General features: G+C 72.3%; 18 protein-coding genes and 1 tRNA gene. 9 read left to right on the forward strand and 10 right to left on the reverse strand.

The window, feature by feature from the left end; genetic code table 11:
• Positions 1–71: 71 nt before the first annotated feature.
• The gene (locus tag JSX79_RS08140; protein ID WP_229085772.1) at positions 72–542 is read right to left on the reverse strand and encodes a DUF6264 family protein; all 471 of its coding nucleotides are present in this window, start codon (positions 540–542) and stop codon (positions 72–74) included.
• Positions 543–552: 10 nt separating this feature from the next.
• A complete protein-coding gene (locus JSX79_RS08145; protein WP_229085773.1) occupies positions 553–1,443 on the reverse strand; it encodes a CoA ester lyase in 891 nt (296 codons plus the stop codon).
• A 130-nt stretch (positions 1,444–1,573) separates the two neighbouring features.
• On the opposite strand from JSX79_RS08145, the gene JSX79_RS08150 reads away from it, so the two are divergent.
• Genes JSX79_RS08150 through JSX79_RS08160 form a run of 3 tightly spaced genes read left to right on the forward strand, consistent with a single transcriptional unit; the run spans position 1,574 to position 6,343 of the window.
• Positions 1,574–5,440 (forward strand): AAA family ATPase, encoded by a 3,867-nt coding sequence (locus JSX79_RS08150; RefSeq protein WP_229085774.1) that lies wholly within the window; start codon positions 1,574–1,576, stop codon positions 5,438–5,440.
• A gap of 41 nt (positions 5,441–5,481) precedes the next feature.
• Entirely contained in the window at positions 5,482–5,736 is a 255-nt protein-coding gene (locus JSX79_RS08155) for a hypothetical protein (protein ID WP_229085775.1), read from the forward strand.
• Positions 5,737–5,755: 19 nt separating this feature from the next.
• A complete protein-coding gene (locus tag JSX79_RS08160) occupies positions 5,756–6,343 on the forward strand; it encodes a CDP-alcohol phosphatidyltransferase family protein (RefSeq protein WP_229085776.1) in 588 nt (195 codons plus the stop codon).
• A 114-nt stretch (positions 6,344–6,457) separates the two neighbouring features.
• On the opposite strand, the gene mscL is transcribed toward JSX79_RS08160, so the two are convergent.
• From mscL to JSX79_RS08175, 3 genes are all read right to left on the reverse strand, one after another.
• A complete protein-coding gene (mscL, locus tag JSX79_RS08165; RefSeq protein WP_070417867.1) occupies positions 6,458–6,961 on the reverse strand; it encodes a large conductance mechanosensitive channel protein MscL in 504 nt (167 codons plus the stop codon).
• A gap of 72 nt (positions 6,962–7,033) precedes the next feature.
• A complete protein-coding gene (locus tag JSX79_RS08170) occupies positions 7,034–7,351 on the reverse strand; it encodes an FmdB family zinc ribbon protein (protein ID WP_229085777.1) in 318 nt (105 codons plus the stop codon).
• A gap of 1 nt (position 7,352) precedes the next feature.
• Positions 7,353–7,937, reverse strand: a complete 585-nt coding sequence (locus tag JSX79_RS08175; RefSeq protein ID WP_229085778.1) for a 5-formyltetrahydrofolate cyclo-ligase — start codon at positions 7,935–7,937, stop codon at positions 7,353–7,355.
• Between the two features lie 114 nt (positions 7,938–8,051).
• On the opposite strand from JSX79_RS08175, the gene galU reads away from it, so the two are divergent.
• The 4 genes from galU to JSX79_RS08195 all read left to right on the forward strand — a co-directional run bounded on the left by galU (position 8,052) and on the right by JSX79_RS08195 (position 11,032).
• The gene (gene galU, locus JSX79_RS08180; protein WP_022907539.1) at positions 8,052–8,942 is read left to right on the forward strand and encodes a UTP--glucose-1-phosphate uridylyltransferase GalU; all 891 of its coding nucleotides are present in this window, start codon (positions 8,052–8,054) and stop codon (positions 8,940–8,942) included.
• A 70-nt stretch (positions 8,943–9,012) separates the two neighbouring features.
• Entirely contained in the window at positions 9,013–9,672 is a 660-nt protein-coding gene (locus tag JSX79_RS08185) for a GNAT family N-acetyltransferase (RefSeq protein WP_070417871.1), read from the forward strand.
• A gap of 126 nt (positions 9,673–9,798) precedes the next feature.
• Entirely contained in the window at positions 9,799–10,908 is a 1,110-nt protein-coding gene (locus JSX79_RS08190) for a hypothetical protein (protein WP_229085779.1), read from the forward strand.
• Between the two features lie 51 nt (positions 10,909–10,959).
• A tRNA-Ala gene (locus JSX79_RS08195) sits at positions 10,960–11,032 on the forward strand.
• Positions 11,033–11,091: 59 nt separating this feature from the next.
• On the opposite strand, the gene JSX79_RS08200 is transcribed toward JSX79_RS08195, so the two are convergent.
• Positions 11,092–11,475 carry a hypothetical protein gene (locus tag JSX79_RS08200; protein WP_229085780.1) on the reverse strand — a complete coding sequence of 128 codons (384 nt, stop codon included), beginning with the start codon at positions 11,473–11,475 and terminating at the stop codon, positions 11,092–11,094.
• A 73-nt stretch (positions 11,476–11,548) separates the two neighbouring features.
• Between JSX79_RS08200 and JSX79_RS08205 the strand changes: the two genes are divergently transcribed.
• Positions 11,549–12,589 carry an amidase domain-containing protein gene (locus JSX79_RS08205; RefSeq protein ID WP_229085781.1) on the forward strand — a complete coding sequence of 347 codons (1,041 nt, stop codon included), beginning with the start codon at positions 11,549–11,551 and terminating at the stop codon, positions 12,587–12,589.
• Between the two features lie 147 nt (positions 12,590–12,736).
• Here the strand turns inward: JSX79_RS08205 and JSX79_RS08210 are convergent, their stop codons facing one another.
• Positions 12,737–13,936, reverse strand: a complete 1,200-nt coding sequence (locus JSX79_RS08210) for a hypothetical protein (RefSeq protein ID WP_229085782.1) — start codon at positions 13,934–13,936, stop codon at positions 12,737–12,739.
• 125 nt (positions 13,937–14,061) lie between these two features.
• Here JSX79_RS08210 and JSX79_RS08215 point away from each other — a divergent pair, with 125 nt between their 5' ends.
• Positions 14,062–14,910 carry an alpha/beta fold hydrolase gene (locus JSX79_RS08215; RefSeq protein WP_229085783.1) on the forward strand — a complete coding sequence of 283 codons (849 nt, stop codon included), beginning with the start codon at positions 14,062–14,064 and terminating at the stop codon, positions 14,908–14,910.
• A gap of 142 nt (positions 14,911–15,052) precedes the next feature.
• On the opposite strand, the gene JSX79_RS08220 is transcribed toward JSX79_RS08215, so the two are convergent.
• From JSX79_RS08220 to JSX79_RS08230, 3 genes are all read right to left on the reverse strand, one after another.
• Complete coding sequence (locus JSX79_RS08220; RefSeq protein ID WP_229085784.1) at positions 15,053–16,915, reverse strand: glycoside hydrolase family 2 protein; 1,863 nt, start codon at positions 16,913–16,915, stop codon at positions 15,053–15,055.
• 76 nt (positions 16,916–16,991) lie between these two features.
• Positions 16,992–17,447 carry a MaoC/PaaZ C-terminal domain-containing protein gene (locus JSX79_RS08225; RefSeq protein ID WP_070417876.1) on the reverse strand — a complete coding sequence of 152 codons (456 nt, stop codon included), beginning with the start codon at positions 17,445–17,447 and terminating at the stop codon, positions 16,992–16,994.
• 4 nt (positions 17,448–17,451) lie between these two features.
• On the reverse strand, positions 17,452–18,972 hold the full coding sequence (locus tag JSX79_RS08230) for a CHAD domain-containing protein (protein ID WP_229085785.1): 1,521 nt from the start codon (positions 18,970–18,972) through the stop codon (positions 17,452–17,454).
• Between the last annotated feature and the right edge of the window lie 135 nt (positions 18,973–19,107).

Raw genomic sequence — 19,107 nt, forward strand, 5'->3', positions numbered from 1 at the left:
TCGTACGACGTCGAGGTTGTCGCACCGCGTCGGCGCGCGGCAACCCTCAGCCGCAGCCGCCGCCGCAGGCGTCAGGCGGTGGGGGAGACCGACGAGGACGCCGAGCCGCCGTCCGCCGCCCCCGCGAAGACGACGCCGCCCCACGTGATGATCACGATCGCCAGCACGAAGCCGATCGCGGCGATCCACCACGACGTCCGACGGCGGATCCACGCGCCGATCGAGAGGACGATCGTGGCGACGCCGATCACGAACGCACCGCCGACGGCGATCGCGGTCCCACCGATGTAGCCACCCGGGGTGCAGCCGGTGGCGGCGTCGCACGTGGCCGTCGCCGAGATCACGGCGATGATCCCGACGACCGCGGTGACGACCGTCATGACGGCGCCGAACGCCAGGAGCAGCACGGTCGAGATCCGGTCGGCGAGCTTCCCCGGTGGGAACAGCGTCGAGCCGCCCTGCTCCCACGTGGCCCGCTGGGCGCCGGTGGGGTCGGAGGGTGAGGACTGCGGCGGACCGCCGGGCACGTTGGACCAGGTCATGGGTGCAGTCCTACCGCGCCTCGACGCCGAACGCCTGTGCGAGGCGCTGGATCTTCTGCGCGCGACCGAGTCGGGGCAGGTCGGAGCCGTCGCGGATGACCCGGCCGCGGGCCTCGAAGTCGTCGAGGAAGTCCTGCGCCCAGGCGACGTCGGTCGGCGTGGGGGAGATGACCTCGTTGATGACGGGCAGCTGCTCGGTGTCGAGGCACAGCTTGCCGGTGAGCCCGAGCGAGACCGCGACCTGCGACTGCTCGCGGAGGATCGGGTGCGACGACCCCACCGTCGGGCCGTCGATCGGGCCGGGCAGGTCGCCCACGCGGGACGCCACGACGAGCTTCGACCGCGGGTACGCCATCGCGAGCGTGTCCGCGCTCGTCCCGGTGTCCCGCCGGTAGTCGCCCGAGCCGAACGCCAGCCGGAACGCCCCCTGGGCCTTCGCGATCGACACCGACTCCTCGATGCCCAGGGCCGACTCGACCAGGGCGATCACCGGCGTCTGGCCGCCGAGCCGGTGCCACGTGTCGGTGACCTGCGCCGGGGACTCGGTCTTCGCGAGCATGACGCCCTGCAGCCCGGGCAGCCCGCGGAGCTCCTCGACGTCGTCTGCCCAGAAGTCCGTCGTCACGTCGTTGATCCGCACCCAGGCCTCGCCGCCGCCGGCCAGCCACGCGGCGACGCCCTGGCGGGCCGACGGCTTCGCGGCGGGGTCCACCGCGTCCTCGATGTCCAGGATGATCTGGTCGGCACGGGACCGCTGCGACTTCTCGAACCGGTCGGTCGCGGTGCCGGAGACGAGGAGCCACGAACGGGAGATCTCGGCGGGGACCGATCGACGCCGGTTCGGTGCGGGAGCGGACTCCGGCGCGGGGGTGGGGGGAGCGGTGCGGTCGTCGATGGCCATGCCCCGTTGGTACCACACCGGCGCGCCCGGTCGCGCATCGGCGGGGGCCGGAAAGTCCGAAACCTCGGTTCATTGCCAGAGTGCCAGCCCGCTTCCGCCTACAGTGTCGGATGTGTGGCGAGCGGACAGGGTGACCGACGGCGAGGACGACGTGAACGACGACGTCCCCGTCGAGGGCGCCGACGCGCCCGCGGACGGGCGTGACGGACAGCAGGACGGGCGCGACGGACAGCAGGGGGAGCAGGACCGACGGGGGCAGCAGGAAGAGACCGCCGTGACGGACGAACCCGACCGCACCCTGCGCCCGGAACTGCAGCTCACGAGTCCGCAGGCGATCAGCCTGGGTGATCCGCGCCTCCAGGCCGGCAACGCCGCCGAACCCGCCTGGGACGTCTGGCGCAAGCAGCTGACCGGCGTCGGCGGCACCAGCCCCCTCACGCACTTCGCCGACCACCCCCGGGCCCGCATCGAGCTCTCGACGACGCACCCGGGCGGCCTCGCGCAGTTCATCACCGGCAAGACGACCCTGCTGTCGAGCCTGATCCGTGACGAGGTTGCACTCCGGGCCGCCCGCATCGCCGCCGGTCACGTCGAGGCCAAGGGCACCGAGCTGTCCACCGTGCGCGGCATCGACGCCGTGAAGCTCGGCATCGGCATGGCCGACTGGCAGCACGGCGACGAGCAGTTCCGCGGCCCGGTGCTGCTGCGCCCGCTCGCGATCCGTCGGCACGGCCGCGACTTCGAGGTCCGCCTGCTCGGCGAGCCCGTCCTCAACCCCGGCCTCGCCGACGCGCTGCACGAGCAGTTCGGCGTCATCCTCGACGCCCAGTCCTTCGTGGCGCTCGCGCAGCAGGACGGCTCCTTCACCCCGAACCCGGTGATCGACCGGCTCCGCGGGCTCACCGCGCACATCCCGGGCTTCTCGGTGCACGCACGCCTGGTGGTGTCCACCTTCGCCGAGGTCGCGACTGGGATGGTCGAGGACACCGAGGACCTGTCCCACCCCGTGCTCGACGCCCTCGCCGGCAACCCGAGCGCCAAGTGGCAGGTCGAGCAGTCGTACCACCCGGTCGAGCAGACCCCGTCGGACGAGCGGAGCCCGGAGACCGACACGCTCCTGCTCGACGCCGACGACGAGCAGGAGAACGTGATCGCACAGATCACGGCCGGCAACTCGATCGTGGTGAAGACCCTCCCCGGCACGGGTAGCACGCAGACGATCGTGAACGCGCTCGGCGGCCTCGTCGCGGCGAACAAGCGCGTCCTCGTGGTGAGCCCGCGCCGTGCGACCCTGCGCGGCATCGCGGCGCGGTTCTCCGAGGTGCAGCTCCCCGGCGTCGCCGTCACCCCGGGCACCCTCCGTCGTGACGTCGTCCGTGCGATCGCCCGCAACGAGAAGGCCTCGCGTCCGAACCTGCGCGAGGTCGACGACGCCCTGGTCCGGCTCCGCAAGGTCCTCAAGGACTACCGCGGCTCGCTGACGCGCGTCGACCCCGACTTCCGCGTCTCGGTGCTCGACTGCCTCGTCGAGCTGTCGCGCCTGTCGCTGCTGCCCGTCCCGCCGTCGACGACCGCGCGCCTGTCGAAGACCTCGGTGACGAGCATGGTCGAGGGGCGCTCCCGCGTCGCCGAGACGATGGTCAGCGCGGCGAACCTCGGCGAGTTCCGCTACGGCCCGGACGACTCGCCCTGGTACGGCGCGAAGTTCTCCTCGAGCGACGGTGCCCAGCGCGCCCACCGGATCGCGAAGGACCTCGACGCCGACGGCCTGCCGACCCTGCTCCGCCGTGCCCACGACCTCGTCGCCACGACGCACATGCGGCAGTTCACGACGATCAACGAGCTCGGCATCTACCTGCGCCTGCTCACCGAGATCCGCGACACCCTCGACCGCTTCCTGCCCGTCGTCTTCGACCGCTCGGTGTCCGAGCTCGTGGCCGCCACCGCCCCGCGCGGCGAGGGTGCGCCGATGTCGAGCACGAACCGGCGCCGGCTGAAGAAGCTCGCCCGCGAGTACGTCCGCCCCGGTGTGCACGTGTCCGACCTGCACGAGGCGCTGACCCGCGTCCAGCAGCAGCGCGTCCTCTGGCAGCGCTACGTCGCGGCCGGCGTGAACCCCGAGGTGCCCACCGGCATCGCGGATGTCCAAGTCCTGTTCTCGAACGTCGTCGAGGACCTCGCGCGCCTCGACGAGCCGCTGGGACGCACCGCCCGCGAGACCCAGCTGGCGAACGTGCCGATCGACGAGCTCGTCCCGACGATCGCCCGCCTCGCCGAGGAGTCCGACGTCCTGCACAACCTGCAGGAGCGCACCGAGCTCATGCAGACCCTGCGCGACCTGCAGCTCGAACCGCTCATCACGGACCTGGCGAACCGGCACGTGCCGGACACCCACGTCCCCGCCGAGCTCGAGCTCGCGTGGTGGCAGTCCGCCCTCGAGACGATGCTCGAGTCCGACCGGGCCCTGCTCGGCGCGAACACCGACATGCTCGACCGGGTCGAGGCCGACTTCCGGCTCGTCGACGACGCGCACGCGGCCGGGGTCTCCCAGGGCCTGGCGTGGCAGCTGGCCGAGAACTGGAAGGTCGGACTCGTCGACTGGCCGGACGAGGCCACCGCGCTGAAGACCCAGCTGCGGGACGGCGCGATCACCTCGCGTCTGCTGCAGGACTCCGCGCCGCACCTGTCCCGTTCGATCGCGCCGGTGTGGCTCGCGTCGCCCTACGAGGTGTCGCAGATCGCCGACACGATGCCCTTCGACACCGTGATCCTCGTCGACGCGGGCGCCGTCACCATCGCCGAGACCGTCGGGGCCGTCCGCCGTGCCCGTCAGACCGTCGTGTTCGGCGACCCGGTCACGCAGACCCCGTCGCCGTTCCGGATCGCGGTCGACCCGGCGCACCGCGCGCTGCAGGTCGACGAGGGCACGCTCGACGCCTTCCACGCCGACTCCGCGCTCGCGAAGCTCTCCACGCTGCTGCCGACCCTGTCGCTCACCCGCTCGTACCGCGCCGGCGGCGAGGACCTCGCCGAGCTCGTCAACCGTCGCTTCTACGGTGGACGCATCGAGTCGCTGCCCTGGGCCGGCTCGTTCCTCGGGCACGGCTCGATCGCGCTCGACTACGTCAGCGACGGCAAGGCCGTGCCGGACCCCGAGTCGGGGGCGGTCGAGAGCGTCGACGCCGAGGTGGACCGCGTCGTCCGGCTCGTCATGGACCACGCCCGCACCCGTCCGACCGAGTCGCTCATGGTCATCACCGCCTCGGCGAAGCACGCCGTCCGCGTCGAGCAGGCCGTGCTCACCGCGGCCCAGGGGCACAAGGACCTCACCGAGTTCGTCATCGGCGACCGGGCCGAGCCGTTCATCGTCGCGACGCTCGAGCAGTCCGTCGCCCAGAGCCGCGACCGCGTCGTGTTCTCGATCGGCTACGGCCGCACCCCGCACGGCCGTGTCCTGCGCGACTTCGGTCCGCTCGGCAAGCCCGGTGGGGAGCGCCTGCTCGCCGTCGCCATGACCCGGGCACGTCGCTCGATGGTCATCGTCACCTGCTTCCAGCCGTCCGACATCGAGGCCGAGCGGATGGGCCACGGCACCGTCGCCCTCGCCGAGATCCTCGCCGAGGTCCGTGCACGCACCACGGCCGAGTACGTCCCGGACGACTCCGACCCGCTGCTCGTCGACCTCGCCCGCCGACTCGAGATGCGGGGCATCCCCGTCGCGCTCGGCCACCGCGGCAAGCTCGGCCTGGTCGCCGCGCACGGTGGGGTGTGCGTCACGATCGAGACCGACGCGACGCTCGTGAAGGGGTCGCTCCGCGAGTCGCTCCGGCTCCGACCCGAGGTGCTCCGCCGACTCGGGTGGCACTACGTGCGCGTGCACGCGTTCCAGCTCTTCTCGGACCCGGACCGTGTCGCGAACACCGTCGCCGCGGTGCTCGGTGTCGACCGTGGTGCCACGCAGGAGATCTCGATCCCCCCGATCCCCGCACGCCGGTGACTCCTCGGCCGAGCCGGCGGGCCTCCCGGCCAGCCGGTCCGGTGACGCCCGAGACGGACCAGCTGGTGGGCACGTGGACGCGGGCCGACGACGCGTCGTCAGCCGCGCCTCCCGTGCCAGGAGCAGCGCACGACCGTGAGCCGGACGACCGCCCAGGAGGCGCGGCTCGCCCCCGCAGGCGCGTCACCACCCAGCCGGTGCCGGGCTACGACCCGGTGGCGCCGCCGGAACCGGCCCGCCACCGCGACGGGGAGAACGACGACCAGCTCCGGCGCGACGTCCCGCCGCACTGGTGAGCAGGTAGCCTGTCCTGCGATGACTGACACCGTGCGGGAGCGCCCCGACTGGCAGACCTGGCCGAACCTGATCTCGCTGGTCCGGCTGCTGCTGATCCCGGTGTTCGTGTGGCTCGTCGTCGCCGGACACCCCGGCTGGGCGCTCGTCGCGCTCGTCGTCATCGGGGTGAGCGACTGGGCGGACGGCTTCATCGCGCGCAAGTTCGACCAGGGCTCGAAGCTCGGCAAGGCGATCGACCCCGTCGCCGACCGACTCGCGATCATCGCGATCGTGCTGTCGCTCGTGCTGACCGGGCTGCTGCCGTGGTGGGTCGTCGCCGTCGTGGTGCTCGTCGACCTGGTGCTCGTCGTGCTCTCGAGCGTGCTGTTCCACGGCAACCCCGACCTCGACGTCACGTGGACCGGCAAGATCCGGTCGGCGCTGCTCTTCGTCGGGCTGCCGGTGCTGCTGTTCTCCGCGGTGCACACCGTCGACGAGAACGCGCCGTGGGTCCGCGTCGTCGCCCTCGTGTTCGTCTACCTCGGGACCGCCGGGCACGTGCTGGCGGGCGTCCAGTACGCGATCGCGATGTTCGCGAAGCGGCGCGAGGTGTCGGCCGCGCGCTGACGCCGGCCGCGCGCTGGCGCCGGCCGCGCGCTCGCGCCGGCCGTTCGCACAAGCAAAACCCGCCCGAGCCACGTGATCGCGTGGTTCGGGCGGGTTTCGGTTGTGCAGGAGCAGCTAGAGCTTCGTCGTGCCGCCGATGCCGGGACCCTCGGGAGCGGTCGACGGCGCCACGTGCGCACCGCCACCGGTGTTCGCGGGCACGCCGTTCTGCGAGCGGAGCAGGTCGCGGATCTCGAGCAGCACCTCGACGTCCGTCGGCGGGACGTCCTGCGGCGTCTGCTCCTCGTCGTTCTTGACCCGCTCGAACGCGACCTTCTTGAGGTGGTTCACGGGGAGCACGAGGGCGAAGTACACGACGGCCGCGACGATGACGAAGTTGATCACCGCACCGATCACCGAGCCGAACATGAGGGTCGCCGGCTTGCCGCCCGCCACGGTCGGGATGTCGACCTTGAGCGCGTCGTCGAGGCTCGACGCGTTGAACACCGCGCCGATCGCCGGGTTGATGATCGCGTTCACGATGACGGTCACGATGGCGGTGAACGCTGCACCGATGACGACTGCGACGGCCAGGTCGATGACGTTGCCGCGGAGCAGGAACTCCTTGAAGCCCTTCACGGGACTCCTTCCGGGTCGAGGACGGCCGCCGGACGGCGACCCCATCAACCTACCGAGGAGTCCGGACCCCGGTCAGGACCCGGCGGGCTTCGGCGTGGTCGAGGCAGCGGGCTTCGCGGCTGCGGGCTTCGACTCGGTCTTCGCCGGCGTCGAGGACGACGACGAGGACGACGACTCGGACGAGCCCGACGACTCCGACGAGCCCTTCGGCGCCGCCCGGGAATCGGTCCGGTAGAAGCCGCCCCCGTTGAACGTCACCCCGACCGGCGAGAAGACCTTGCGCAGCACGCCGCCGCACGCCGGGCACTCGGTGAGCGTTGCGTCGGAGAACGACTGCTTGATGTCGAAGGCGTTGCCGCACTCCGTGCAGCGGTACGAGTAGGTGGGCACCCTAGCTCCGGAAGGTGATGATGCGCGACGGCGTGATGATGCCGTCGACGGGTTCGTCGTGGCTCTCGCGCGGGACCTCGTCGAGGTACTCCGCGTCGAAGATCACAGCATAGACGGGCGGGCGGTTCGCCATCGACCCGAGCGTCTTGTCGTAGTAGCCGCGTCCCCAGCCCATCCGGACGCCGTCGTGTCCCACCGCGGCGGCAGGGGCGAGGATCGCGTCGACGTCGTTGATCGCGAGGGGGGAGAGCACCTCGCCGACGACCTCGGGCACGCCGGCCAGCCCCTCGGCCTCGGAGGCGCCGTCGCCGACCGCCCAGTCGAGCAGGCCGTCCTCGCGGGTGATCGGCAGGAGCACCCGGATGCCGCGCTCGAACGCCCAGTTCAGGAACGGGCGAACGTCGGGTTCCTCGGGTGCGGAGAGGTACAGCGCGATCGACTCGACCTGGCGCTCCTCGGCGAAGCGCTGCAGGGTCGCGGTGAGCGCCGCGGTGTCGGTCTCGCGTTCGGTCGTGGTCCGGGTGCGCCGCCGCTGCCGGAGCTCGGCTCGCAGGGCGCGCTTCTCGTTCCCGAGATCGGCGATCATGCCGAGGAGTCTACCGAGGGCACGTCTTGCGGCTTTCCGCCGCCGAGCGCGAGAAGCCGTGTCCTCCGTAGCGACGACATGCCTCCTCCAGGGGTCATCCGATACCGTCCAGGCATGGGCTTCCAGATTTCGAAGGCCGTGATCCCCGCCGCAGGCCTGGGCACGCGCTTCCTCCCCGCCACCAAGGCGATGCCGAAGGAGATGCTCCCCGTCGTCGACAAGCCGGCCATCCAGTACGTGGTGGAAGAGGCCGTCGGCGCAGGGCTCACCGACGTGCTGATGATCACGGGCCGCAACAAGAACGCGCTCGAGAACCACTTCGACCACGTGTCCGAGCTCGAGGAGACCCTCAAGAAGAAGGGCGACCACGAGAAGCTGCAGAAGGTGAACCAGTCCACGGACCTCGCCGACATGCACTACGTCCGCCAGGGCGACCCGCTGGGCCTCGGCCACGCCGTGCTCCGCGCCAAGATGCACGTCGGCCGCGAGCCGTTCGCCGTGCTCCTCGGTGACGACATCATCGACGCCCGCGACCCGCTGCTCAAGCGCATGATCGAGGTCCAGGGCGAGAAGAACGCCACCGTCGTCGCCCTGCTCGAGGTCCCGGAGTCGCAGACCCACCTCTACGGCATCGCCACGGTCGAGGAGACCGACACCGACGACGTCGTGAAGATCACCGGCCTCGTCGAGAAGCCCCCGCAGGGCGAGGCGCCCTCGAACCTGGCCATCATCGGCCGCTACGTCATCCGTCCCGAGGTCTTCGACGTCCTCGAGAAGCAGGAGCCGGGCAAGGGCGGCGAGATCCAGCTGACCGACGCGCTCATGAAGATGGCGAACGCCGAGGAGTGGACCGGCGGCGTGTACGGCGTCGTGTTCCGTGGACGCCGGTACGACACCGGTGACAAACTCGACTACATCAAGGCGATCGTCCAGCTCGCCTCGGACCGCGAAGACCTCGGCCCCGACCTCAAGTCGTGGCTCAAGGAGTTCAACGCGGGCGAATAGACGACCCGTCGCCGAACGGGTCCGGGGAACACCCCCGGGCCCGTTCGACGCTCCCGGAGGAACCAGCGCGATGACGACGATCCCGACCCTGTCCCACGGGCGGGTCACCATCCGGCCCCTCCGACTCCGCGACACCCGCGACCTCGACGTCGCCCTCGCGAGCAACCGTTCGTGGCTCCGCACGTGGGAGGCCACGAACCCCTCCGGTCACGTCTCCACCGACGTCCGGGGCAGCATCCGTGCGCTCCAGGCCAACGCCCGCGCGGGGCTCGGACTCCCGTTCGCGATGGAGCTCGACGGCCGCTTCGTGGGGCAGCTCAACGTCTCCGGCATCACGTACGGCTCCCTCGCCAGTGCCTCGATCGGCTACTGGGTCGTCGAGGACGCCGCCGGCCACAACGTCACGCCGATCGCCGTCGCGATGGCGGTGGACCACTGCTTCCGCGTGGTCGGCATCCACCGCATCGAGATCTGCATCCGTCCCGAGAACGCCCCGTCGCTGCGGGTGGTCGAGAAGCTCGGCTTCCGGTACGAGGGGCTCCGCCGCCGGTACATCCACATCAACGGCGACTGGCGCGACCACTTCTGCTTCGCCCTCGTCGCGGAAGAGGTCCGCGAGGGCGTCCTCGAACGCTGGGTCCGCGGCCAGGTCCCGCCCGGCGTCGGTTCGGTCCCGCTCGCGGCACGCGACGAGGCCGCGATGCCGCTGCACACCACGCCCCGCGTCTGACCCGCGGGTCCGGTCCGTCCGGGCGGCCCGGGAGGCGCGGCTCGCCCCCGGCGATTTCGTCGCGACACGCGCAACACGCGTCCGGCAATCACCGGCCGGGGGAACGCCCACCCCTACCGTGTCCCCATGGCAGGTATCGGCTCCTGGGGCGGCGGCATCGTCCTGCTCATCGCGGCCGTGCTCTGGCTCGTCTACCTCATGCCGTCCTGGGCGGCCCGTCGGCAGTACCTCGCCACCGAGCGGAACGCGATCCGGCTGCAGCAGACCCTCCGCATCCTCGCGCAGACCGCCGAGCTGCCGGACGAGGTCCGCATCGAGATGAACGCGAAGTCCCTCGCCGAGGCCCAGCGGGTCGCGAAGTCGGAGGAGGCGAAGCGCACCGCGATCGTCCGCGCCCACGAGGCCGCCCGGCAGCGGGAGATCACCCGTCGACTGGCCGAGCAGGCACCCGTGCTCGAGCGGGCCTCGGCGGTCCCCGCACTCACCGCGATGCGCATGCGTCGGTCCCGACTGGGGGCGACCCTGCTCGGCACGCTCGGCCTCGTCGTCGCGGTCGTCGTGTTCGTCGCGGCCCCCGCCGCCTGGCTCGTCGGTGTCGCCGGCCTCGTCGCCGCCGGTGGGTCCGCAGCGGTCCTCGCCCAGCTGCACCAGGTGGCGAAGGCGCGGAAGGCCCGGACCGCGACGGTCGTGCCGGAGTCGAGCCGCGCCTCCAGGCCCGCGAGCGAGTGGACGGACCCGGCGCCGCCGCTGTCGACCGAGCAGCCCGCCGAACCCGCTCGTGACCGCAGCTGGACGCCGAACCGCGTCCCGAAGCCGCTGTACGTCGAACGCCCGAAGGTCCCGGCGGCCACGCCGGAGTCCTCGGCGGAGCTCGCCGCCCGCCTGAAGGAGCGGGTCGCCGCGGCCAAGGCGGAAGCCGAGGCCGAGGCGGCCGCGATCCGTGCCGCCGAGACCGACCCGTCGCTCGCGCGGGTGTCGCCCATGCGCCCGGACGTCGAGGAGGCCGTCGCGTCGCTCTCCGCGCACGACCAGGGGCGGCTCGCCGAACGGCTGGGTCTGCGTGCGCCGGCCGGGACGGGAACCCCCGTCGCGCAGGCCGCTCCCGCTCCGGAACCCGCTGCTCCCGCCGCGCCCCCGGCGCCGCCGAGCAAGTGGGCCGGCATGGGTGTCCTCGGCGAGGACGCGTACGAGCAGGCGGACCTCGACGCCATCATGCGTCGCCGCCGCGCCGTCTGATCGCCCGATTTCGGATCGGGCCGACGCGGGTGCTAGTGTGGACGCGTTCTCGGGGCTATGGCGCAGTTGGTAGCGCGTCTCGTTCGCAATGAGAAGGTCAGGGGTTCGAATCCCCTTAGCTCCACTCCGAGACAGAAGGCCACCCGATCGGGTGGCCTTCGTCGTTCCCGGGGCGGGCCCGCGTCAGCCGGGGACGCTCTCCGTCAGGATCCCGGCCTGGGCGAGCTCGCCGTGGATCGCGTTGGCGGCCTGCTCGAAGGCGCGGTTGCCGCGCGAGATGCCGAGCGCGCCGCCCTTGAGCGCCGACTTGCCGGCACCGCGCAGGAGCCGCGCGACCGTCCGACCGTCCGGCGTGACCATGATCTGCACGTCGAGGCGGGTGTGGAAGGTCCGGTCGTTCGCCATGCCGCCGATGAGCAGCGTGAGGCCCATGCTGCCGCGGGTGGCGCGGAGGGCTCCCTGGTCGCCGTCGTCGACGGTGTACCCCTCGCGGACGAGTGCGTCGCGGACGAGTGCGCGGACGTGGTCGGGGGCGGCTGCGACGAAGAAGTCGTGGCTCTCGGGCATGGGTGGTCTGATCCTCTCGACGGTGGTTCCTGCCAGAGATCATGCCGTGTCGTCGCCTACCCTGGGAAGCACCATGACTGCCTCCCTGACGCGCCGCTCCCTGCTGTCCCTCGCCGGCGTGACCGGCATCGGGCTCGCCGTCGTTGCGTGCTCGTCGGGGGACGGCGGAACGGGCAAGGCGTCCGGTGGTGGCACGACCAGCGGTGGCGGTTCGTCCACGCCCACGGCGAAGCCGGTCGCGAAGTCGCTCAGCCCTGCGCAGGTCCCGCTCGCCGGCGGTGTGACGATCACCGTCGCCGGCTCCGGGCTGGCAGCGGTCGCCGGCGTCACGGTCGGGGGCATCGCCGCGCGGGACGTCCGGGCGACCGCCACGAAGGTGACCTTCACGGCACCGCACCAGGCGATGTACACGGCGGGTTCGGCGGACGTCGCGCTCTTCACGACCGCGATCGAGCCGTCACCGTCCGCCAACCAGTCCTCGGACGGCAACGGCAGCGCCGCGAACGACGGGCAGACCGGGGCGACGCAGGACTCCGCGACGGCCACGCCCACACCGACCACCGCGCCCGTCCCGGACGCCTCGACGGCGGTCGCGACCTCGACCCTGGCCTACGCGGCACTGACCGACGTCGACCGGCAGCTCGAGTACGCGATGGCGCACTGGAAGGACTACAACCTCGCCGAGTACGGCACCATGAACCCGATCGGTGGCGACTGCGCGAACTACGTGTCGCAGACCTTGATCGCCCGCGGCTGGCAGCAGCGCTCCGACTGGTACAACCGGTCGGCCGGGGCGGAGCACTCGGCGACGTGGACCTACTGCCCGACGATGGACCCGTGGCTGACTGCGAACGCCGCCGAGTTCGGACTCACCCGCCGCTCCCTCGACGAGCGCGACAAGGTCAAGGTCGGCGACATCGTGTTCTACGACTGGAACGACAACGACTCGCCGGACCACACCACGATCGTGTCCGAGGTGTTCACCGAGCCGGACGGCACGGTCCGCATCAAGTCGGCGAGCCACAACCAGGACGGGCCGTACCGCGACCTCGACGAGATGATCACGGTGCAGCACCCGGGCGGGACCGCCTGGTTCCACACGTTCGACGCGTAGCGCCGGCGCGCGTCGGGGCCGCGGGTGCCTGGTGGTGCTCGCAGCCGGTTCGGCGGGGCAGCGCACAACGAAAGTGCGCTCGAACCACGGCGACCCCCGGCGCGGAGTGACTTTGGTTGTGCGAGCCGCGCTGCGCCGCGGCGCTCGTCAGGGGTACCCGAGGAACCAGAGCAGCACGACGGCGACCGGCTGCAGGCACACGCCCACGACGAGCCACACGACCGCCCGCCGCCGCGTCCGTACGAACACGTCCGACCCGAGCAGTGGCGCCGTCGGCATGAGCAACCGGGGCAGGGACTGCTGGGGCAGGAACACCGCCACGAGGTACAGCGCGTACGCCGCCGTGAACGCCCACACGTCCACCCCGAGGGCCCGGACCGACCTCCGCGTCCAGAACCACACCGCCCCCGCGAGCACGGCGACCACGAGCACGATCCCGAGCGGCCCGAGCCACGTCCCCGCCATCGTGAACCACGGCGTGAGCGGCGCGAAGTGCTGCCGCCCCACGAACCCCACCCACCACGACAGTTCGGTGTCGAGGTAGGCGTTCGGCCGACCCGTCACGGCCGAGGCGATCACCGGCCACGCCAGCCCCGCCGCAGCCACCACCAGCCCCGACACGACGATCGCCACGGCGTCCCGCACCGGGAGCGCCCGACGCTCCTGCACCCACCGCACGACGAGGTGCACCGCGAGCGCCACGGCCAACGCCAGCACGCCCGGCTTCGTGAACGCGGCCACGAGCCCGAGCGGCGCGACCAGCCAGTAGCGCCGACGGACGAGCGCCAGCAGCGCCCCGAACAGCAGCAGCAGGAACGTGCTCTCGGCGTAGGCCACCTGCAGCAGGAACGCGGTGGGACCGAACGCGAACAGCGCCGTCGCCCACCGCGCACGGTGCGAGCAGCCCACGGCGAGCACCAGCCGGTAGAGCAGCACGCACGCCCCGGCCCCGGCGAGCGTCGCGACGAGCACGCCCGCGACCCAGAACGACCCGCCCGTCAGCGGCATGACGGCGCGCACGAGCGTCGGGAACACCGGCAGGAACGCCCAGGCGTTCGGGAGGACGTGCCCCGAGTCGTCGAGCGGCAGCGTCGTCGGGTACCCGTGCTCCGCGATGATCCGGTAGAAGGACGCGTCCCACGACCCCGAGAACGTGAAGAAGGACGGATCGCGTCGGGACGACGCGAACGGCCAGCCGTTCGCCGTCGCCACGGCGTAGACCGTCGCGAGCAGGACCGTGCTCACCACGCGCGAGGCCAGCCACAGGAGCAGGGGAGTGGTCCAGCCGCTGTGGCGCGCCTCCAGGGCCGGCCTGGAGGCGCCGCTCGTCTCCCCGGCGCTCGTCACCGCCCGATCCTCGCACGTCCACGGCACGTCACCGGTGTCCGCAAGGCGTACGGTTTCAGCCTCGGTGCGGGCCCACGGCGTTGCATGGTCGGCGTTCCCTGGAAGACGCAACCACCGGAGGCACCATGCCGTTCATCACCGTCGGAGCCGAGAACGGGCACGACATCGACCTGCACTACGACGACTTCGGATCGGGCGACCCGGTCGTCCTCATCCACGGCTGGCCCCTGTCCGGCCGCTCGTGGGAGGGCCAGATCCCGGCCCTCGTCGAAGCCGGGCACCGTGTCGTCGCGTACGACCGTCGCGGCTTCGGGCAGTCGTCGCACCCGTGGGGCGGGTACGACTACGACACGTTCGCCGCCGACCTCGACACCCTGCTCGACCAGCTCGGGCTGACCGAGGTCACGCTGATCGGGTTCTCGATGGGTGGCGGTGAGCTCGCGCGCTACGTGTCCACCTACGGCACGGGCCGGGTGAAGAAGCTCGTGTTCGCGAGCGCGGTGCCGCCGTACCTCTGGAAGTCGGACGACAACCCCGACGGCGGGGTCGACCAGGACCTCGCGGACTGGTTCTCGAACGGGATCACCGGGGACCGCCCCGCGTTCCTGCACGAGTTCGTCGACCTGTTCTACACGGCGGGCAAGCCCTCGCTCGTGAACAAGCCCCTGGTGTCGGGCGACCAGCGCGCGTACGACCTCGCGATCGCCGAGCTCGCATCGCCGAAGGGCACGCTCGACTGCACCGTCGCGTTCGCCACGACGGACTTCCGCGACGACCTCACCAAGGTCGACGTGCCGACGCTCGTGATCCACGGCGACTCCGACGGCATCGTGCCGTTCGAGGTGTCCGGCAAGCGGACCGCTGCGGCGATCCCGAACGCGCAGACCCACGTCATCGAGGGCGGGCCGCACGGGGTGCTGGCATCGCACAAGGACGAGTGGAACGAGGCGGTCCTGCGGTTCCTCGCCTCCTGACCCGCGCCTCCTGATCCGCGCCGAGACGCCGCGTCGGTCGCGCACCGATCGCCGCGTCTCGTGAGCAGCAATGGTCGGGTCCGTTCGTCGGACCCGACCATTCCTGCTCACCGAGGACGTGCCTCCCGGCTCCTGCGTCGCGTCAGCGACCGGTGACCGCGCGCCGGATCTGCTCGATCGGTACCTTCGGGGTGCGGTCCGCGTTCAGCAGGCCGTTCGTCTCCTGCATCGTGTCCGTGAGCTGCGTGTAGCAGGACCCGGCGAGGAACGAACTCGCACGGATCGCGTCGTACAGCGCCGTGATCCGGGCGATCCAGTCGTCGCCGTCGGCCGCGGTCGTGTAGCCCCAGCCGTCCTCGCGCTGGGCGCCGGGCTGGTAGTTCACGCCGCCGAACTCGGTGAGCATGACCGGCTGCCCGCGGTCGACCGCCCCGCCGACCAGTACCCAGCGGTCGGACGGGCCCATGCCGTGGAACAGTGCCGTGCGCGCCGCGTCGTCGGCGTAGGTCGCCGCGAGCCGGGGCCCGACGCCCTCGTAGTCGTGGATCGTGATGATGTCCGAGTCCGGGTGCTCCCACCCGTCGTTCGAGATCACCGGCCGTGTCGGGTCGATCGCCCGCGTGACGTCGGCCAACGACCGCGCGTAGGCCTGCTGCGCGGGGTCGGTCGCGATGTGCTGCACGCCCCAGCTCTCGTTCGCCGGGACCCACGTGACGATCGACGGGTGCGAGGCGTCGCGCTCGACGGCGTCCATCCACTCGCGCATCAGCCGCTGCACGGCCCGCGGCGAGAACGCGTACGCACCCGGCGCCTCACCCCACACGAGGATGCCGAGCCGGTCCGCCCAGTAGAGGAAGCGCGGGTCCTCGATCTTCTGGTGGTTGCGTGCGGCGTTGAAGCCGAGCTCCTTGATGAGCTCGACCTCGCGGCGGAGCGCCTCGCGGGAGGGGGCTGCGATGTGCGAGTCCGGCCAGTACCCCTGGTTGAGGACGCTGCGGACGTCGTAGCTCCGGCCGTTGAGGAGGAACGCGCCACCGTCGACGCCGACGGTGCGCACGCCGAAGTAGGACGCGACGGCGTCGATCGGGGTCGGGTCGCTGCCGGATCCCAGCAGGGTGACCGTGGCGTCGACGAGACGCGGGGCCTCCGGTGACCAGTGCAGTTCGTCCTCGGCCTGGCCGTTCGCCTGCCGGGCGATCGGGACGAGCACGTCGAACTCGTTCGCCGTCGCACCGAGCGTGGTCTCGATCGTCGCGAGGTGTTCGTCGCCCTCGTCCCAGCGGGCGTCGACGCGGAGGCGCTCGCCGCCGGTCCGGACCCCGGCGAGCCGGACGGTCAGGCGGAGCGTCTGGTGGTCGAGGTTGGTCCAGCGGAGGTACTCGATCGACGTGGTCGGCACGGCCTCGAGCCAGACGGTCTGCCAGATGCCGGTGGTGCGGCGGTACCAGATGGCGTGCGGGTCCTCGTGCCAGTCCTGCTTGCCGCGGGGCTGGGTGAGGTCGTGCGGGTCGTCCTCGGCGCGGACGACGAGGGTGTGCACGGCGTCGGAGGCGGTCAGGACGTCGGTCACGTCGAACGAGAACGGCGTGTGGCCGCCCTCGTGCTCGCCGATGAACTGCCCGTCGATCCAGACACGGGCACGGTGGTCCACCGCGCCGAAGTGCAGCAGGAGCCGGGGTGCCGCGTCGCCGTGTCCGGCGGCCTCGAGCTCGGCGCGGCCGATGGTGCGGGAGTACCAGACGACGGGGTGGAAGCCGGGCTCGTCGATGCCCGACGCGACGGACTCGGGCGGGAACGGGACGACGATGTCCCGTGCGTCGGGGAAGCCGGTCCGCCAGGCGGGGTCGTCGCCGTCGTTGCGGAAGGACCACGTGCCGTCGAGGTCGGCCCACTGCGGGCGGAGCATCTGCGGCCGGGGGTACGCGCCGTCCTGCCGGGAGGCGAGTGGGAGGGCCTGCGGGGAAGCGGTGTCAGGTGCGGCGACGATGCCGTCGAGCGTGCTCATGCCTCCATGCTGGCGCGGCTGGTACATCGTTGTAAAGAGCGCGGCAACGATTCCGGGCGAGTGCCCGCCCGGCCTGTCAGGCGATCGCGGCGTCCCGCGTCAGGACCATGACGTCCATGCGCCCCTGCTGCACGGTCTCGCCCCGCTGGTTCCGGAGCGACACCGTCCGCTCGACGATGCCCGTCGTCCCGGAGCTCGTCAGCCGCGTCGACAGGATCTCGACCTCGCACGTCAGGGTGTCCCCGATGAACACCGGCGCCGTGAAGCGCCACTGGTCGATGCCGAGCAGCGCGACGGCCGAGCCCTCGAACACCCCGGTGCGGGCGATCAGCCCGAGGCAGAGCGAGGTGCCGAGCAGCCCGTGCACGACCCGCTGGCCGTAGCGGGTCCTGGCGGCGAACTCGACGTCGGTGTGGACCTGGTTGTTGTCGTTCGTCCACGAGGCGAACGACACGACGTCCGCCTCGGTGATGGTCCTGCCCGGGGTCGTGAAGGTCTGTCCGGCGGCGAGGTCTTCGAGGTAGTGCGGCACCCGGTCATCCTCGCAGACCGGTCGCCACGCGCGACCGCAGGCGGGCGACGAGGTGCTCGGCCCGGTCCCGCTCGCGCTCGACGACGGCGTGCTCGGTCGTGGCGAGGACCCCGGCGCCGAACGTGTCCGCCCCGCTCCTCGCCGCGAGGGTCGCCAGCTCCCGGTGGGCCGCGGTGGCGTGCGCCGCGTCGAGCACCTCGCCGAGGCCGTCCTGGACCCGCCGCAGCAACCCGAGGCGCCGCTTCCCGAGGTCCGTCGCCTCGTCGGCGGCCTGCAGGGCGTAGCGCAGGCGCCGCGCCGCCTTCCGGACCTCGTGCAGGTCGTCGAGCGTCTCGATGCCGCCGTCGATCGCCTTCGCGACCCGCTTCCGCTCGCGCGCGATCCGGCGGACGGTGAACGCCTGGGCGTCGTCGTCGGCGTGCGGTCCCCGCGGCACCCGGGCGACGAGGTCGTCGAGGCGGTCCAGTGCCCGGAACCACGTCGCCGAGCGCAGGGTGTGCCGGAGGTCGGCGGCCGCGGCCGCGCGGGACTCGGCGACGTGCGCACCGATCCGGTCGAGGGTCTCGGCGTCGACGAAGCCCTCGGGAGCGCGGCCGGCCGTGCGGAGCAACCGGTCGCGCAGGACCTCGGCGTCGCGGGCGACACCGGCCACCCGCGAGACCTCGGCCAGTTCGACGCGCAGGGGTTCGGTGGCGTCGCGGTCGAGGGCACCGCGGTACGCGGCCAGCACGCTCCGCAGCCGACGCAGGACCTTCCGGAGGTCGTGCACCGACCCGTGCTCGTCGGCACGCACCCTCGGGTCGACCGCGACGAGGTCGGCGCGCAACGACCGGAGGACCGCTCGCAGGGCAGCGGCCGCGGAGCCCCGTCGTGGGCGTGCCGCCGACCCCTTCCGACGCTCGGGTGCGGCACGGAGCGCAGGGCGCCCGGCTCCGCCACCAGCGCGCCCGGCCCCGCCCCGGGCGCCACCACCCGCCCCGGGTTCCGCCGCGTCCGCCAGCGCCCGCTCCGCAGCCCGGGACACCGTCCCGCCCCGCCCGTCGTCGCTCAGCGCCCACCACCGAGCCGACCGGAGCACCGCGGCGTCGGGCTCGCCCTCGTCCACACGGACGTCGGCCACCTCGGCGCGGAGCCGCCCGTCCCGCCCGCGCAGCTCGACGAGGGTCGTCACCGTGTCCCGCACCCGGACGACCCGGACCGGGCGGCCGCGCAGGAAGACCTCGACCACGTCGCGCGGTACGTGGTCCGCATCGTGGTCGTCGCCGCCGTCGAGGTCCGAGGGCACCTCGACCGGTCCGTCACCGCGGTCGACGCTCCACCCGGCGTCCGACCGGAGGAGCTCGACGCCCTCGGCCGCGAGGACCCGGTCGTCGGTGTCCCACAGGTGCTCGCGCAGCACCACGGGACCGTGCCGGAGGACGCGGTCGGCGAAGGGTTCGAGGGCGGGCAGTCGCCGGTCGTCGGCGATGCGCCACGTGCGACGGGGGTCGGTGCGGCCGAGCGGCTCCGGGTGCGGGGTCTGCATGCCGTCAGTGTCGTCCGCCCCGGGGCCCTCGTCACCGGGCCTGCCGCGTTCTGTGGATGCCGCACCCGGAGCGACGCCCTGTGGAGGACTGCGGACGACCCGAACCCAGCGCCCCACGACCCCAGCGCCCAGCGC

The organism is Curtobacterium sp. GD1, assembly GCF_020882855.1.
Classification (GTDB): Bacteria; Actinomycetota; Actinomycetes; order Actinomycetales; family Microbacteriaceae; genus Curtobacterium.

Bases quoted from the DNA above. Each gene is read 5' to 3' on its own strand.
- JSX79_RS08140 (WP_229085772.1), bottom strand. From the start codon at position 542: ATGACCTGGTCCAACGTGCCCGGCGGTCCGCCGCAGTCCTCACCCTCC.
- JSX79_RS08145 (WP_229085773.1), bottom strand. From the start codon at position 1,443: ATGGCCATCGACGACCGCACCGCTCCCCCCACCCCCGCGCCGGAGTCC.
- JSX79_RS08160 (WP_229085776.1), top strand. From the start codon at position 5,756: ATGACTGACACCGTGCGGGAGCGCCCCGACTGGCAGACCTGGCCGAAC.
- JSX79_RS08175 (WP_229085778.1), bottom strand. From the start codon at position 7,937: ATGATCGCCGATCTCGGGAACGAGAAGCGCGCCCTGCGAGCCGAGCTC.
- galU (WP_022907539.1), top strand. From the start codon at position 8,052: ATGGGCTTCCAGATTTCGAAGGCCGTGATCCCCGCCGCAGGCCTGGGC.
- JSX79_RS08185 (WP_070417871.1), top strand. From the start codon at position 9,013: ATGACGACGATCCCGACCCTGTCCCACGGGCGGGTCACCATCCGGCCC.
- JSX79_RS08190 (WP_229085779.1), top strand. From the start codon at position 9,799: ATGGCAGGTATCGGCTCCTGGGGCGGCGGCATCGTCCTGCTCATCGCG.
- JSX79_RS08200 (WP_229085780.1), bottom strand. From the start codon at position 11,475: ATGCCCGAGAGCCACGACTTCTTCGTCGCAGCCGCCCCCGACCACGTC.
- JSX79_RS08205 (WP_229085781.1), top strand. From the start codon at position 11,549: ATGACTGCCTCCCTGACGCGCCGCTCCCTGCTGTCCCTCGCCGGCGTG.
- JSX79_RS08215 (WP_229085783.1), top strand. From the start codon at position 14,062: ATGCCGTTCATCACCGTCGGAGCCGAGAACGGGCACGACATCGACCTG.
- JSX79_RS08220 (WP_229085784.1), bottom strand. From the start codon at position 16,915: ATGAGCACGCTCGACGGCATCGTCGCCGCACCTGACACCGCTTCCCCG.
- JSX79_RS08230 (WP_229085785.1), bottom strand. From the start codon at position 18,972: ATGCAGACCCCGCACCCGGAGCCGCTCGGCCGCACCGACCCCCGTCGC.